This is a genomic window from Denitrobaculum tricleocarpae (assembly GCF_007004665.1).
GTDB lineage: Bacteria > Pseudomonadota > Alphaproteobacteria > Kiloniellales > Kiloniellaceae > Denitrobaculum > Denitrobaculum tricleocarpae.
Genome location: NZ_ML660054.1, coordinates 133,130 through 149,844, shown reverse-complemented (window position 1 = coordinate 149,844; position 16,715 = coordinate 133,130). Strand labels below are relative to the sequence as shown.

General features: G+C 60.8%; 11 protein-coding genes. 10 read left to right on the top strand and 1 reads right to left on the bottom strand.

Going from position 1 to position 16,715, the window contains the following annotated elements:
• Nucleotides 1-88 precede the first annotated feature (88 nt).
• The 10 genes from FKG95_RS09730 to FKG95_RS09685 all read left to right on the top strand — a co-directional run bounded on the left by FKG95_RS09730 (nucleotide 89) and on the right by FKG95_RS09685 (nucleotide 15,631).
• Entirely contained in the window at nucleotides 89-2,014 is a 1,926-nt protein-coding gene (locus tag FKG95_RS09730; RefSeq protein ID WP_179954026.1) for a type VI secretion system Vgr family protein, read from the top strand.
• Nucleotides 2,015-2,118: 104 nt separating this feature from the next.
• Nucleotides 2,119-2,697 carry a DUF6931 family protein gene (locus FKG95_RS09725; protein WP_142896162.1) on the top strand — a complete coding sequence of 193 codons (579 nt, stop codon included), beginning with the start codon at nucleotides 2,119-2,121 and terminating at the stop codon, nucleotides 2,695-2,697.
• A gap of 126 nt (nucleotides 2,698-2,823) precedes the next feature.
• Nucleotides 2,824-4,320, top strand: a complete 1,497-nt coding sequence (gene tagH, locus FKG95_RS09720) for a type VI secretion system-associated FHA domain protein TagH (protein ID WP_142896161.1) — start codon at nucleotides 2,824-2,826, stop codon at nucleotides 4,318-4,320.
• A 163-nt stretch (nucleotides 4,321-4,483) separates the two neighbouring features.
• A complete protein-coding gene (gene tssJ, locus FKG95_RS09715; RefSeq protein ID WP_179954025.1) occupies nucleotides 4,484-4,945 on the top strand; it encodes a type VI secretion system lipoprotein TssJ in 462 nt (153 codons plus the stop codon).
• Nucleotides 4,946-5,046: 101 nt separating this feature from the next.
• Nucleotides 5,047-6,381: a type VI secretion system baseplate subunit TssK gene (tssK, locus tag FKG95_RS09710; protein ID WP_142896159.1), complete on the top strand. Its 1,335-nt coding sequence runs from the start codon at nucleotides 5,047-5,049 to the stop codon at nucleotides 6,379-6,381.
• Between the two features lie 153 nt (nucleotides 6,382-6,534).
• Nucleotides 6,535-7,935 (top strand): type IVB secretion system protein IcmH/DotU, encoded by a 1,401-nt coding sequence (icmH, locus tag FKG95_RS09705; protein ID WP_142896158.1) that lies wholly within the window; start codon nucleotides 6,535-6,537, stop codon nucleotides 7,933-7,935.
• 105 nt (nucleotides 7,936-8,040) lie between these two features.
• Nucleotides 8,041-11,643 (top strand): type VI secretion system membrane subunit TssM, encoded by a 3,603-nt coding sequence (gene tssM / locus FKG95_RS09700; protein WP_142896157.1) that lies wholly within the window; start codon nucleotides 8,041-8,043, stop codon nucleotides 11,641-11,643.
• 29 nt (nucleotides 11,644-11,672) lie between these two features.
• Nucleotides 11,673-12,527, top strand: a complete 855-nt coding sequence (gene tagF, locus FKG95_RS09695) for a type VI secretion system-associated protein TagF (protein ID WP_218940149.1) — start codon at nucleotides 11,673-11,675, stop codon at nucleotides 12,525-12,527.
• A 124-nt stretch (nucleotides 12,528-12,651) separates the two neighbouring features.
• Nucleotides 12,652-13,404 (top strand): PP2C family protein-serine/threonine phosphatase, encoded by a 753-nt coding sequence (locus FKG95_RS09690; RefSeq protein ID WP_179954024.1) that lies wholly within the window; start codon nucleotides 12,652-12,654, stop codon nucleotides 13,402-13,404.
• Nucleotides 13,405-13,549: 145 nt separating this feature from the next.
• On the top strand, nucleotides 13,550-15,631 hold the full coding sequence (locus FKG95_RS09685) for a serine/threonine protein kinase (protein WP_142896155.1): 2,082 nt from the start codon (nucleotides 13,550-13,552) through the stop codon (nucleotides 15,629-15,631).
• A 23-nt stretch (nucleotides 15,632-15,654) separates the two neighbouring features.
• On the opposite strand, the gene FKG95_RS09680 is transcribed toward FKG95_RS09685, so the two are convergent.
• Nucleotides 15,655-16,629, bottom strand: a complete 975-nt coding sequence (locus FKG95_RS09680; RefSeq protein ID WP_142896154.1) for a glycosyltransferase — start codon at nucleotides 16,627-16,629, stop codon at nucleotides 15,655-15,657.
• Between the last annotated feature and the right edge of the window lie 86 nt (nucleotides 16,630-16,715).

Here is a 16,715-nt window from a genome sequence, read left to right as displayed (position 1 = left end):
GAGAGCGCATAACGCGCCATGTCCGCAGTGATCAGTGCGCGTTTGATCCTCCGGACCGGGTTATGCTCTTGGGGGCACCGCAACGATCGTGGCTTGGGAACAAACAGGCAGGCTACTGACCATCGAGAGTCCGTTGGGGCAGGATGTGCTGTTGCTGTCCGGTCTCGAGGGTGAAGAGCGGTCGTCCCGTCTTTTTCGTTTCGATCTCGACCTTCTTTCGGAAACCGCGGAGGTCGATCCCAAGGATCTGCTCGGAAAGTCTGTCTCCTTTAGCGTGAAGATGCCGGACCGGGACGGCGAGGTCCGCTGGTTTAACGGGATCGTCAAACGCTTTGCTTCGGGTGGAGCGGCAGGGCAAGGACTCTACAGCTACCGCATTGAGGTGGTGCCCGAGTTCTGGCTTTTGACCCGGACCTCCGATTGCCGGATTTTCCAGGAAAAGACCGTCGACAAAATTATTGAAGACGTTTTTTCCGACGCCAGTTTCAGCGATTACGAAATCAGGGCAAACGCAAGCTTTCCGACCCTTGAGTATTGCGTGCAGTTCAACGAGAGCGATTTCAATTTCGTATCGCGCCTGATGGAACGCTTTGGCCTGTTCTATTTTCACAAGCATGAACAGGGCAAACATACGCTCGTCATTGCCGACAATGCGAGCGCCTACGAAGACGCGCTTCAGGCCGAGGTCGAGCACCGGGCAGGCGGTGTTTCCGGCGGCGTCGTCAACAGCTGGAACCCCAGTCACGAGTTCAAAAGCGGGACCTGGGTGCAGAGTGACTACAACTTTACGACCTCGAAAACCGACCTTGAGAGCAAGACCAATACGGTTATCGACAACGCTGACTTCAAGAAGTACGAGGTCTATGAATATCCCGGGCAATTCACGACCAAGGCGGAAGGCTCGACGTCAAGTGAACTCAGGATGGAGACCGAAGAGGCTTCCTATAAAGTGGTTGAAGGCCAGGGGGACTGCTGCAGCTTCTCGCCGGGACATAGCTTCAAGCTGACGCGGCACGAAACCGAGGCTGAAGTCGATCAGGAATATGTCGTGTCGGGCCTAACCCATCACGCCTACGACCCGACGTTCCTGGCTGCCGGTGGCGGCGAGACGGCGAGCTACGCGAACCGGTTCGTCGCTCTTCCGAAAGATATCGTCCTGCGTCCGGAGAAAATCACGCCCGTCCCCCGGCCGAACGGTCCCCAAAGTGCAGTGGTCGTCGGTCCTGCCGGTGAGGAAATCGACGTGGATGAGCATGGGCGCGTTCATGTTCAATTTCACTGGGACCGCTACGGCGAAGACGACGATAAGAGTTCCTGCTACCTGCGCGTCACCCAGATGTGGGCAGGTAAGAACTGGGGCAGCGTTTTCACCCCGCGCGTCGGCATGGAAGTCATTGTCAGTTTCCTGGACGGAGACTACGACCGCCCTCTGGTGACCGGATGTGTCTATAATGACGAGAACACACCGCCCTACAGCCTTCCCGCCAACAAAACCCAGAGCGGTATAAAGACCCGCAGCAGCAAGTCCGGCGCCGAGGCGGATTTTAATGAGCTGCGCTTCGAGGACAAGGCGGGCAAAGAAGAGGTCTACTTCCATGCGCAGAAGGATTTCATGCGCAAGGTCGAGAACGACGACACGCTGGAAGTCGACAACGACCAATCCATCACGGTGACCAACAACCGGACCCTGGAGGTCAGCAAAGGCAACGAAGACATTACGATTTCGCAGGGAAACCGGACGGCCACGATCTCGAAGGGCAATGAAAAGCTGTCCGTCAAAATGGGAAACATTGCCGTCAAGGCCGACGCCGGAAAGATCACGGTAGAGGCCATGCAGTCGATCGAACTGAAGGTCGGCGGCAACTCGATCAAGATCGATCAGTCGGGAATCAAGATCAAGGGAATGATGGTCACGGTACAGGGCGATATGAAGGCGGATCTGAAGTCGCCAATGACCACGGTCGAGGGCTCGGGGATGCTCACCGTAAAGGGTGGAATAGTTATGATCAATTAAGTGTTGTCTCTGTGAAGGAAGGTGAAGTCCTGGGACGGATGGTTAAATCCAGGCGTTTGGAACTGAGGATCGATTGGGAAACATGTCGAAGGTGAGCGGTTAAAATGACAGCACTCACAAAAGTCCAAGCCTCGACGGCGGCTGAAGTCTGCCGTCTGTATGAGCTGGACCCGGATGCTGCCGCGCTGCTTGATGAGGCGTCCACGCCGGCCTCCTTCATGGAGCGCCTTATGGCGGAGCAACGCTTTGCCGACGCTGCGCGTTTCCTAGCCTACGCCCTGCCGAAACGCGAGGCGGTGTGGTGGGCCTGTCTCTGCGCGCGCGCTGTCACGACCGAAGATCCGTCTTCCGATAACCTCGCGGCCCTGGATGCCGCCGAAGCCTGGGTTTACAAGCCGGTTGACGAGAACCGCCGCAAGGCGATGGCGCTTGCCGAGAAAACGCCCATGGATTCTTCCGCGAGCTGGGCCGCCGTGGCCGCATTCTGGAGCGCGGGCTCCATGGCGCCCGAGGATGCTCCCTCCGTGCCGCCGGGCGAGGAACTGACCGGTGCAGCGGTTTCGGGGGCGGTTATTCTGGCCGCGGTTCAGACCGAGCCCGAAAAAGCCCCGGATAAGTATGCAAAGTTCCTGAATCAAGGCCTGGACGTGGCGCGCGGCGGGAGTGGCCGCGACGCGGAGTAATACGGGCTATGAACCGCGAAATGCCACGGATTACGGGAATTTTTCTTTCTGCGCATCCAGTCATGGCCTGTGACCGCCATGCATGTGTAATATGGGCGCGAAAACGGGAACGACCCTGAGATACGCATGATTCTGAGAATGACAATTGTCGGCGATGTCAAACCGCCGGATCCGCAGGACATCAGCCATAGTTTCGGATCCCAGGGGGGCAGAATCGGGCGAGGCCTGAGCAACGAGTGGGCGCTGCCGGACCCCCACATGTCGAAAAATCACTGCTCCGTCCATTTTCGCGACGGGACGTTCAGCCTGACCGATACCAGCACGAACGGTGTTTTTGTAAATGGCTCGCCGGAACGGCTGGAGCGCGGCACGACGGTCAGGATGAATGACGGGGATCGTCTGAAGATCGGCGATTACGAAATCAAAGTCGAAATCGACGAGTCTGCGGGTCCAGATGATGCGGTCGACGATCTGGATTCCTTCGCGCGGGTTCTGGGGGTCGGCATGGGCGAAAATCTCGACCCCTTCGAAATCAACTCCCAGCAGCGTGACAAGGCGGAGGACGAAGCAAAGCTAAGCGGTCCGGGAAGCGGCGGCTTGGAGCCCGGTGCGCCCGGGGAGGGCGCGCTGGATCCACTCGATGCACTTTTGGATCACTCCGGGCCGTCCGCGCGGCAGGAACCCTCGATTGCGCCTTTGGGGACTCCGTCCGGCGGGGGAATCCCGGAGGATGACGACCTCTTCAGCGATCTCTTGCCGGGAGGGGCGGGCAACGACCCCTTGGACAGCGCCGCGCCGGAACAGGATCATGTGCCCCCGTCTCAGGAGTTCTTTCAGCCGCCCGGGGTGGCCGGCGCCCAGATACCGGATGACTGGGACGCTGACGATCTGCTGAACCCGGCGCCTGAACCGGTGGAGCAATCAAGTTCCAGCGCTGGTGACGACGCAGAGCCGGCAGCTGCGCCAAGGGTTTCACCACAGGCGCCGCCCTCAGCTTCGGCACCTGCCGCGAACGTCGCTCAGCCTGCGATGCCGGCGTCGGATTCTGCTTTGCTGCATGCGTTTCTCGAAGGTGTCGGCATGACCGAGCTCGATGTGCCCGAGGCGGCAAAAGAGGAAATGATGCGCCGGGTGGGCGAGACCTACCGTGATCTGGTGCGTGGCCTGGTCGAGGTCCTGAAGGCCCGGCAGACCATCAAGAACGAATTCCGCCTGGATCAGACGATGATCCGGGCCGAAGCGAACAATCCGCTGAAATTCACCGTCAATATCGAAGATGCGCTGCAGGCCATGCTGGGCGGAACCAGCCGGGGCTATCTGACACCGCGTCAGGCGGTTGATCAGGGTTTCTCGGATATCAAGGCCCATCAGATCGCGGTGATGGCGGGAATGCAGGTGGCCTTGAAGGCTTTGCTGATGCGCTTCGATCCCAAGGAGCTGGAAGACCGGATGCGCGAGGATTCTGTTCTGGACAAAGTTCTGCCAGGCTCGAAAAAAGCCCGCCATTGGGAACTCTTTACAAAACTCTATGCGGAAATTGCGAAGGAAGCCGAAGATGACTTTCACGGTCTCTTCGGGCGGGAGTTTGCGCGGGCTTATGAGGAGCAGGCGAAAAAAGTTTAGGGGCGAAGCACGGACAGACGAGGCGCGAAAGCGGCGCGGCCATCATGAGGCCATCTGTGTTAGTGTAAATCGCTTGACGATTCGGGATGTTGCGGCGGTTCGTTCAAACAATGAGGTTTGAACTATTGCAGGGGCCAACTCGACCTATGTGGGGAGACCAAATGTGAGAGTGATCTGTTGCCTGTTCGCGGCTTTGCTGGTGCTCGGCGGATGCGCCGAGACCAAACCTGAGCCGACTGTCGTCGATCTCTCGATTTCGGCTGCACTGGACATCAATCCCAACGCGCAAGGACGGGCCTCGCCGGTTGTATTAAGGGTCTACCAGCTGGCATCTCCCAACGCCTTCGAGGAAGCCGACTTCTTTCAGCTGTTCGAACAGGACGCAGCGATCCTGGGAGCCGATATGATCGGACGCGAGGAAATCATCGTGACGCCGGGAGCCACCCAAAAGATTTCGCAGGAAGTCGGGCCAACGGTCCGTTATCTCGGGGTGCTTGCGGCATACCGAGAGACGGAGACCTCGGTCTGGCGCGCCATGGGCGATATCGTGCCCGAGGAGATCAACAGCTACAATGTCCAGATCGATGCCCTGGCGGTATCGGTCAGCAAAGCCGAGGAAGACTGACGGAGGCCGGATGGATCGACAGGCGGCAGGAGCTGTGACAGGCGCTCCTGCGACCTGCAGCCAACCGGGGCATCCGCAGGGTATGAGCCGAGAGACAGTTTATGGCATGGGATAACAAAGTCGTCTGGTCTGAAGGCATGTTCCTTCAGACCCAGCACTTTCAACAGAGCGACCGCTATGTTGAACGGCTGGTACGCGGACGGGTGGACGGTATTCGCCCCTACAGCTGGGGCATTCAGGATCTTCAGATTAATCGGGATCTCCTGACCACGGGTAAGTTCGCGTTGAGTGTCTGCCGCGGCATTCTGGAGGACGGAACCCCTTTCAGCATTCCCGACGACAGCAATCATCCGCCACCACTGGAGCTGCCGGAGAATACCCGCGATTGTGTCGTCTATCTGGCGCTGCCCGTGCGTCAGCCCGGCGGGGCCGAGTTTGATCTGGACGGCTCGCCGGACAGCGTCGCGCGCTACGCAGGCGAAGAAGTCGAGACACCGGATTCGAACGCCGGGTCGGAGACTGTCTCGACCATGCAGGTCGGAAAGCTGCGCCTGCGGTATCTGCTCGAGACCGATGAACGGGCCGGCTACGTCTGTCTGGGGCTTGCGCGGATTGTCGAGGTGCGGGCGGACAAGAATGTGGTGATTGATGAGCGCTATATCCCGCCTTGCCTGGACTGCGCGGCCTCGTCTGTCCTGAGCGGTATGATCAGCGAGATCCTTGGTCTCACTCATCACCGTGGCGAAGCCCTGGCGGGACGTGTCTCGGAATCCGGCACCAAGGGCGTCGCCGAAATCGCGGACTTTTTGCTGTTGATGGCGGTCAACCGCTATGAGCCCTTGCTGGCGCATCTCGCCTCGTCGGCCAACGTCCACCCCGAAACCTTCTATGCGGTCGCGCTCTCCATTGCCGGTGAACTCTCGACCTTCACAGCGCCCGGCAAGCGGCCCGGCAAATTTGGCGTGTACCGCCACGACGATCTTCAGGGCAGCTTTGCACCTGTGATGAAAGAGCTGCGCCAGGCCTTGAGCGCAGTGCTGGAGCAGACGGCGGTGCCGATTCCCCTGCAGGCGCGCAAATACGGAATTCACGTGGCCGCATTGACCGACAAAGGCCTCCTGAGCAACTCCAGTTTCGTGCTGGCAGTGCGGGCCGACCTGCCGGTTGAGAATCTGCGCCGCGGTTTTCCGAACCAGGCCAAAATCGGGTCGGTCGAACAGATCCGCGAGCTGGTGAATGTGGCTCTGCCGGGAATCGCCTTGCGACCGCTTCCGGTCGCGCCACGGCAGATTCCCTACCATGCAGGGGTAACCTATTTCGAACTGGACCAGTCCAGTCAGTATTGGAAGCAACTTAAAAACTCCGGCGGAATCGCAATTCACGTATCCGGCGAGTTCCCGCGTCTTGAAATGGAACTTTGGGCGATTCGGAGCTGATGAACCGGGGGACGCCGGTGGACGTATGAGGGCAGGATAGGGGCGAGGCCCTTCAACGTAAGTTGCCCTTAAACGTAAGTTGCTGGGGGGACGTAAGAGGACTGTAATGCCTGGAACCGTGTATTGGAGCAGCATGCCAGAGGGGAAGATAGCATGAGCGGCGACGATCCCTTTGAAGAGGATCGCACGGTTATCCGACCCATGCCGGGCGGACGGCGGCCAGGGGCGGGGCAGACCGGAGCGGGGCAGGTTGGAGCTGACGCTACGCAGGCGCCATCGCTCGGCGGCGCAGCGGCGGATTCCGACCGCACGGTTTCCCCGCGCCGTGCCGGTCCGGCTGTTGCGGCGGCGGATCTGAGCCAGGCGAGTTTCAATCCGCTGGTGGGCGCGGCGACCGCGCTGCTGGGGCTCGCCATGCGCCTGAAGAACTCCGGACAGCTCCAGGATGTGGATGGTCTTCGCCGGCGTGTGATCGAAGAGGTTAAAGCCTTTGAACGCCGTGCGAACGAGACCGGGCTGAGCCCACAGTCGGTGCGTGCGGCCCGCTATGCACTCTGCGCGACCCTGGATGATCTGGTGCTCAACACGCCCTGGGGCGCGTCCAGCGCCTGGGGACAACAGAGCATGGTCGCTCTGTTCCACAACGAGACTTCGGGCGGGGAGCGTTTCTTCGACCTGCTGGAAAAGCTCGAGCGGGATCCGGGCCGCTACGCCGAGGTGCTCGAGCTGATGTACCTCTGTATGTCCTTGGGCTTCGAGGGCAAATACAGGGTCATGAGCCGCGGTTCAATCCGGCATGGCGAAGTCCGCGAGGGCCTGTTCCGCCTGATCCGGTCGCGGCGCGGCGAATTCGAGCGCGAGCTCTCGCCCCATTGGCGCGGGGTCGATGCCGGGCACAAGCCGCTGAGTTCCTATGTGCCGCTCTGGGTGATCGCGGTCGGCACCGCGGCTTTGGTGACGGTGATGTTCGTGCTGTTCAGTTACAGCCTGAACAATGATTCCGATGTAGTTGCGATTGAACTGCAGCAACTGCCGCCGATCGGTGCCGTTACGCTGGCGCGTGTCGATGCGCCGCCACCACCCCCGCCGCCCGAGATCAAGTCGGAACTCCTTCCGAGGGTGGAGGGCTTCCTGGAACAGGAGATCGCGCAGGGGCTCGTCGTGGTCAGCGAAGATGTCCAGGCACTGACGATCCGCGTGCGTAACAAAGGCCTCTTCGGGTCCGGCAGTGCGCTGGTCGAGGAGAGCTATCTGCCGATCATCGAGCGGATTGGGAATGCTTTAAGAAGCGAGCCCGGCCAGATCGTGGTGGCGGGACACAGCGACAACATTCCGATCCGGACCGTCCGTTTTCCCTCCAACTGGCATCTTTCGCTGGCGCGCGCCTCCTCGGTGGCCAAAATCCTGACCGGATTTCTGACCGATCCCGGTCGACTCTCGGTTGATGGCCGCGCAGACAATGAGCCGATTGCCTCGAATGCTTCGGCTGAGGGACGCGCCGAAAACCGGCGCATCGAAATTATCCTCATCAAGGAAGGAGCGGTGATCCAATGACCCGGCTAAACCGCTTCGTTTCCTTGGTCTTCTCCGCAACGCCCCCTGGATTTGGGGCCGCCGCGCCCGGCGCGACGTTCTCTCGTTCAGCGAGGGAGGACGCCGATGTCTAAGCTGCTGGATATACTCCGCTCGCGCTGGTTTGTGACCTTTGTCGGCGCGTTGCTGCTGTGCCTGCTGGTATGGTTCATCGGCCCGCTTGTCGCCATCGCCGATGTCCGGCCCTTGGAGAGTGCGATTGTGCGTCTCTTCACGGTGGTGGTCATTTTCCTGATCTGGGGTTTGATCAACCTGATCGCGATGGTGAAGGCGAAAAAGGCCGACAAAGCGCTGATGGAAGACCTCGCGGAGAGCGGCGGGGATGCGGACAGCGAGGAGGCCGCAGCCTCCGATCGTGAAGTGGCGGTGCTCAACGAGCGCATGCAGGATGCGCTGGACCTCCTGAAGACAACGCGCCTCGGGGGCGGCAAAGGCGGGCGGAAATTCCTCTACCAGCTGCCCTGGTACATTATTATCGGCCCGCCTGGCGCGGGCAAAACCACCGCCCTGGTGAATTCCGGATTGCGCTTCCCCCTGGCGGAAAAGCTCGGCAAGGATTCGGTTCGTGGTGTTGGCGGGACCCGGCATTGCGATTGGTGGTTCACCGACGAGGCGGTCCTGATCGATACCGCGGGCCGTTACACCACGCAGGACAGCCATCAGGCCGTCGACCGGGCCGCCTGGACCGGTTTCCTGGATCTCTTGAAAAAGTACCGGGCGCGACAGCCGATCAATGGCGCGATCGTGGCGATCAGCCTGTCGGATATGGCGACCTTGAGCGATACGGAACGCTTTGCCCATGCTCATGCGGTCAAGCAGCGCCTGCGTGAACTCCATGACTATTTCGGGGTGCGTTTTCCGATCTACGTGGTGTTCACCAAGGCCGATCTGGTCGCGGGCTTCAGTGAGTTCTTCGATGACCTGGGACGGGAAGACCGGGATCAGGTCTGGGGGACCACCTTCAAACTGGAGGCGGCCGAGTCTGAAACCGGGGTCGTCGCCGAGTTCGAAGAAGAGTTTGACGCGCTTGTCGACCGTTTGAACGAACGGCTGGTGGAGCGTATCCATCAGGAACCGGATATCCAGCGCCGCAGCCTGATCTATGGTTTCCCGCAGCAGATCGCGTCGTTGAAACGGCCTATCCAGGACTTCCTCGACGAGATTTTCAAGCCAAGCCGCTATGAAGACATTCCCATGCTGCGCGGTTTCTACTTCACCAGTGGAACGCAGGACGGGACGCCGATCGACCGCTTGATGGGAACCATGGCGCAAACCTTCGGGATCGGTCGCCAGGCCTTGTCGGCCCATTCCGGCGGTGGACGCAGCTACTTCCTGACCCGTCTCCTGAGTTCCGTGGTCTTTGCCGAAGCGGGCGCCGTGACCGCCAACCGAAAGGTGGAACGCCGGCGGTTTTGGGTTCAGAACGCTGCCTACGCTCTGGCTGTTCTTGTCCTGCTCGGGGCCGCGGGAGCCTGGGTCACCAGCTATAGCGGAAACAGCGGGAAAATTGCCGAGGTCGAAGAGAGTATTACGGCCTACGAAGCCGCGACTTCGGGGCTCTCGTTCAACGCGGTGGAGGACGCGGATCTGAAGCGAATTCTGCCGGCCCTCAACGCCTTGCGCAACATGCCCACGGGCTATGCGGCGCGGGACGAAGACGTCCCGCTCAGCATGACCCTGGGGCTTTACCAGGGCGATAAGCTAGGGGCGCAGGCCCGCTCGGCTTACCGCCGGGGCCTCAGCTCCTTGTTTCTGCCGCGTCTGCTGGTCCGCCTTGAGGGGCAGTTACGCGACAACATCAGCCGGCCGGATTATCTCTATGAGGCTTTGAAAGTCTATCTGATGCTGGGGCGTCAGGGACCTGTCGATGCGGATCTGGTGCGCCAGTGGCTCGTTCTGGACTGGAACGCGACCTTCCCCGGGCAGGTAAACGAGAGCATCCGCGAACCCTTGATGCTGCATCTGGAAGCGCTGCTGGAGGAACCGCTCAAACAGATCCCGCTGGACGGTACATTGGTCGAGCGGGTGCAGCAGAGTCTCAGAGCCTTCCCGCTCTCGGAACGGGCCTATGCGGTGATCCGGCAAAGCCCGGAAGCACGCGAGCTGACACCCTGGCGCGCCAGCGACAAGATCGGGGCCGACGGGAACCGGGTGTTCGTCCGCCGCTCCGGAAAGCCGCTGACCGAGGCCATTCCCGGCCTCTACACTTACGATGGCTTTCAGACCGTCTTCCTGCCCCAGGTGAGCCAGGTCGCCAGCGAAGTCGCACAGGAAAGCTGGGTGCTGGGCCCTGAAGAAGAGATCGGTCTGGACAGTGCCGCGCTTGGACGCCTCAGGAGCGAGGTCATGCGGCGCTACTTCGATGACTATGCCGCCTTCTGGGATGTGTTGATTGCGGACCTCGCGATCATTCCCTTCCGCGACCTCAATCACTCGGTGGATGTGCTCAATATTGTGTCGGCGCCGAACGGATCTCCGCTCAAACTGCTTCTGCTCGCGATTACCCGCGAGACGACGCTGACCGCCCCGCTGCCGGAGAGCGCGCCCACTGCGCTGGAGGCCGTGGGCGATGCCGCGGAAGCGGCGGCTCAGAAGCGCCTCGAGTCAAAGTCCAAACGCCTGGCCAATATTGTCGGCTCCGCGCTGGCGGAGGAGGGTGGCGAAGTGCCCGGCGCTGTGATCGACCGGCGGTACGAGAGCCTTCACGCCTTGAGCCGCGGCGAACCCGGCGCACCAACGCAACTCGACAGCGCGATTGGGCGACTGAACGATCTCTATACCCAGCTGAACCAACTCGCCATTTCCGGCAACCAGGGGCAGGCGGCTCTTTCGGCGGCAAGCGGTGCCGGTGGCGGTGCGGCACAGTCGATCATGTCCACGGCGTCGCGCTTGCCGGATCCCCTGAAGGGCTGGCTCTCGGCCCTGGCGAAGAGCAGTTCCAGCGTGACGGTCGGCGGCGCGCGTTCGCAAATCGATGCGGCCTGGAAGTCCGAGGTTCTGCCGACCTGCCGGGCAGCGCTGAACAACCGTTATCCGGTGTTCGCGGACAGCGATGCGGAAATCGCCCTGGACGATTTCGGCCGCTTGTTCGCGCCGGGCGGTAAGATCGACGGTTTCTTCGCGACCTATCTGAAGCCCTTTGTCGACACCTCGCGCATTCCCTGGAAATGGCAAAAGGTCGATAACGTCAGTCTCGGGATTCCCGACTCCGTGCTGGTGCAGTTTCAGCGCGCCTCCGTGATTCGCGACAGTCTCTTTTTCGGAGGCGCACAGACGCCAGGTGTCCAGTTCGAGCTGATGCCGGTCGATCTGGACGCGCAGGCGACACAGGTGGTGTTCGACCTCGATGGCCAGTCGATCTCCTACCGCCACGGACCGCAACGCCCGTCACGTCTGAAGTGGCCGGGGCCGAGCGGACCAAGCCAGGTGCGCGTATCCTTCGCGCCACTCATTCCGGGCCAACGTTCGAGTCTTTCACGCGAGGGGCCCTGGTCTTGGTTCCGCATGCTGGATGAAGCCTCGATCGAGAAAAGCGGTCTTGCCGACCGTTTCAACCTGACCTTCGAAGTTGGCAACCGCACGGTGACTTATGAACTGCGCGCCAACAGTGTCGTCAATCCTTTCACCTTGCCGGAACTCCAGCAGTTCCGTTGCCCATCGTCGCTATGACCGCGCCGGGGTTTCACAATGGAGGTGCTATGAACGACGACAAGGATATGGATCTGGAGGGGCCGGAGAACGGGCGTCACATCGAAGGCGAGCCGGGTTTCTATGGCAAGTTGCCCTCGAAGGGCGATTTTGTGACGCGCCGGCTTCCGCAGAGGTTCGTCGAGGTTTGGGATACCTGGCTGCAGAACGGACTGCAAACCAGTCAGGAGAGTCTCGGGGAAGACTGGTTATCAATCTATATGACCAGTCCGATCTGGCGCTTTGCGCTTTCCGCCGGTGTCGGAGGGCCGCAGGTCATGACCGGCGTGCTCATGCCCTCGGTCGATCGTGTCGGGCGCTACTTCCCGCTCACGCTGGCAGTTGAGCTGGAAGATTGCCGGAGCGTCGCCGGACTGCCGAAGCAGGCATCAGGCTGGTATGCGCAGGCGGAGGACGCCGTGCTGACGGCTTTGGAGGAAGGGGCGGAGTTCGAAGACGTGGACGCGCGCATTCAGGAGCTTGGTATACCGGATCACCGCGGCACGGGCATGACACCCTTGGACCGGGAGGCCGGCGAGAGTGGTTTGCGGATTGCCGTCGATCCGTCTGATGGCTTCGCGCCCGATCCCGCAGCTCTGTTGAATCATTTCCTGCGCCAGTCCTATCCGCGCTATTGCCTCTGGTGGACCGCGGGTTCTGAAAAGGTGGTTCCGTCGATGCTGGTGAGTGCCGGATTGCCCAGCATGGGCGCGTTCGTTGCCTTCCTGGATGGCCAGTGGCGGGAAAGTGGCTGGGTCGGGGGGATGGCGGATGCGGGTGATACTTCGCTGCGGGAGGACGACTTGGGACGCAGCGGCCGGAGCGACGATGTCTTGGACGACGACATTCTTGACGGGATTATTTGAGGTGCGAGTGCTCGTGACAGCGAGACCTGCAGAGTTTTGGGGGCGTTTGCCGGATCATTTCCCGGCATCGCGTGTACTTTGAATTCCATCACACGAGCGCCTGTTGGCAATTAGGGATATGACGATGTCGACGGAACAGGTTTACCAATATGTGACAGGAGCCTGTAGCCATGTGGGCAATGTTCGGCGGTTGAACGAAGATGCGCTGTTGTCGCGCCCGGACATCGGCCTCTGGGTGGTCGCCGACGGCATGGGGGGGCACGATGCCGGCGATTATGCCAGCAAGATGATCGTGGAGCGCCTGGACGCTTTGCCGCCTCCGCAGTCGGCGCCGACGTTTCTGGCGGCGGTCAAAGACAGTGTCATCGACACCAACGAACACCTGAGAGAGGAAGCAAAGCGGCGCGGCGGGCAGAGCGTGATCGGCAGCACCGTGGTCATCTTCATGGCCTATGGACGCTACTGCGCCTACCTCTGGGCGGGAGACAGCCGGATCTACCGGCTGCGCCGGGGTGAGATGACTCAGTTGACGCGCGATCACAGCTACGTTCAGGAACTGGTCGACATGGGACACCTTGATCACGACGAGGCGGAGTCCCATCCCCAGGCCAATGTCATCACTCGGGCCGTCGGCGCCGAGGATTTGCTGAATCTCGATGTCCGTCAGGAATTGCTGATTGAGGATGATGTGTTGCTGCTCTGCAGTGACGGTCTTACCAAGGTTCTGTCAGACGACGAAATTTTTCAGTGCCTCTCACAGGTTCCCGCGGATACAGCGGCCGATGACCTGGTCCGGGCGGCGGTGACGAATGGTGCAAAAGACAACGTGACGGCCCTGGTGATGAAATGCACGGCGGATACGACACTTGCGCCGTAGTGCCCCATTCCAGCCGGGCGTAGATCGGGTGGAGAGCTTGTTCGACTGAAGGATCATTAATCTTTATAAGCTACTAAAGTGAAATCCTGTGCTTTCGGATACCGGACTATCAGGCGAGAGGCGCAAGCAAGCCAGTGAGTTGTGAATGAACGCTAAGCCACCTGGAGACAACGACGCGGAGGGACAAAAACCCGGTCCATTCGTGGACCCGGATGAGCCCACCCGCATGGTCACGCCGGAAATGCGGCCCGCCGACGCCAGTGACAGCTCACGGACAAGTGGTGCGACCAGCGGTACGGCGACCGGCACCGGCACGTTCGGTGATCTGGAGAAACTCGCCGACGGTCCGGTCCAGGTGCTGCAGGAGGGCGATACCCTCAAGGAGCGTTTCGTACTGGAGGCACGCCTCGGAACCGGCGGCATGGGAACCGTCTACAAGGCCCTGGACCTGCGCAAGCAGGAGGCGGAAGACCGCAATCCCTACATCGCCGTTAAGATTCTGAACGAAGACTTCCGGGCCCATCCGGAATCGCTCCGGACCCTGCAGCGCGAATCCAAGAAAGCCCAAAGCCTGGCCCATCCCAGCATCGTGACCGTCTACGACTTCGATCGGGACGGGACATCCATTTACATGACGATGGAGTACCTGGAGGGCAAGCCGCTCGACAAGATCACCAAGTCCGGCGGGTTCAAGGGCCTTCCACTCGATCAGGCCCTGGAGATCATCCAGGACGTCGGCGCCGCCCTGGCCTTCGCTCACAAGCAGGGCATCGTTCACTGTGATTTCAAACCCGGCAATATTTTCATCACCGACACGGGACCGGCCAAGGTCATCGATTTCGGGATCGCGCGCGCCGTGAAACTGGGGGACGACCCGCAGGCGGACGCCACCGTCTTCGATGCCGGTTCGCTCGGAGCCTTAACACCAGCCTACGCGAGTCCGGAAATGCTGGAGGACGAGGAGCCGGATCCGCGCGACGACGTCTATGCACTCGCCTGCATTTCGTACGAACTGATCTCGGGGCGCCATCCATTCGGGCGCATGCCGGCAACCGAGGCACGGGATAATGCGCTGGTCCCGAAACAGCCGCCGGAGTTGAACCGGCGACAGTGGAAGGCACTGGCCGCCGGTCTTGCCTTCGACCGCGGCAAGCGCATTGCTGATGTGGAAACCTTTGTCTCCGAACTGAGCGCGGGTGGCGAGAACCGCAGGGCACTGCGTCTTGTCGCGGCCGTTGCAGGCGTCGCGATTTTGGCGGGAGGCGGCTTCTACTTTTCGACGAACGAGACTGAGGAAGCCGCGTCATCCGGGTCGGGCATTGTTGCTCAAAGCGATAGCGGGAACGAGACTCCGGGCGCGGCGTCCCAGCCCGGGACATTAGCGCCGGCTGAGGTCGCTCCCGAGCCAGCAGACCCTGCGCCGGAAGCGTCCGCCGAGGCAGTATCTCCTGAACCTGAAGTGACAGTGCAAGGAGAGGCGGATGCGGCGCCAGAGGTCACGCAGGAACCAGAAAGGGTTCAAGAAGCGCTCATCCCGCCGGTGCGCTTTACAGCTGAAGATATCGACGAACTCGTCAGACGCGCGTCCTGCGCGGACATCCGTCACGAAATTGAGGGCGGTTCCATTTCGGTGACCGGTTATTCCGGCTCCATGGCGGAGATCAATCTGCTCAGAGACGAAATCGGGAATCTGTCGGGAGTCGAGAACACCCGCTTCTCCGTTGGATTGCTGGATGGTGCGCTCTGTGCGCCACTCGAGGTCTTTACGCCCTATGTCCGCAAAAACCGCGAAGAGAATACCGGTCTTACGATACGGACACGGAACGAGGACGGAGTCTATGTCGAGAACGAAAGTCTGATCGTCGACATGAAACTTCCCGGTTATGAGTCGTATGTCTACGTGGACTACTACTCCATTGACGGCGGTGTGCTCCATATTCTTCCGAACGAAGCCTATCCGGAAAATCTGGGTTCGGCGGATCTCGACGTGACCCTGGGCGAGGATGACTCGGTCAGGAGCTGGACGATCGCGGCGCCGTTCGGGACTGAATTGGTGGTGGTTTTGACGTCGCCGGAGCCGTTGTTCGGCGTGCAGCGCGAGGAAGTCGAGTTCGCCAGCAGTTATCTGCCGGATCTCCGCGCGCGCCTGGATGAACTTGCGCGCGGTGCCGATGCAAACCGCTTGTCGGCCGACATTTTCTTCATCACCACCACCCCCGCGCGCTGAAGCTGGGGAGGCTTCAGGCAGGATCAGCAGAGATCGTCTTCCCGGGTGACCATGCGCCTGAGCCTCCGGGCCGCGACATGGATATCATGCCGCTCGGCCACCTGCTCGCGGGTTTTTCCGCGATAGGACTGCAGGAAATTGTCATGCCGCAGCAGGAAGGTGAGATCGTTCGAGAGTGAAGCGGGATTTCCAGCGGCGGAGAGCCGGCCCGTTACACCGTTTTCGACGATGGCTTCGGTCTCCGCACTTTTGTTCGCTACGACGGCGAGGCCCGATGCCAGAGCTTCGAGCAGATCCATGACCCCGCCGCCACTGCGCTCCACCGAGAGGCAGAGGTCGCTTGCCGCCATAAAAGCGATGCGCTCGCGCACGTCATACTTCTGCAGCAGGTATCTGCTTTTCCCGGAGAGGCCTGGAAGAAGCTGAGAGGCCTGATCGTGATGTTCCTCCGCGGCGGAGACGATGAGATTCCAGTCCAGCATATAAAGGCGGGACAGAATCTCGAACGTCGAGAAGAGAGCGCTGGTTTCGCATCCCGAAGGAATTGACAGAAAAATCCAGCTTCTATCGACAGGCAAAGCATGCCGTTGGGAAAGATTCTGCCGCAGAGAAGCGGCGTCCCGTTGAGCCGCGAAATAGGGACCGGGATCCAGAAACGGCGCGATCGTCAGATGGTTTGAACCGTTATCCCTTTGATGTGGCGAGGTTTCGGACCCATGCGATAGCGTGGGATCGACATAGTGGTGGGGCAGGGACTGCGAATGGCAGAACCGCTCGGCATCCTGGTGCTGTGCATGATCGCTTACCGTCACCCAGGCGTCGGGCAGCCTTTCAGGTCGGCGCGCGGTCTGCTCAAGGAGAGGGGCCGCATCAAGTGTCTCAAAACCTGCGAGAGTCAGCGCCTGGTCAATCAGACCGAGCGTGGCGGCTCCCCCAAAACCCTGCGCATGATCAAGACGGTCCAGCACGGCAATGCGCTTTGGGGGCTTAACGGACATATTTCCCTGTCACCCGAATATTAGCCCTCAGGATGCCGGGGCGCCGGCGGCAGACCACCGTGCGCCCACCGGCCAAACCAAACGGA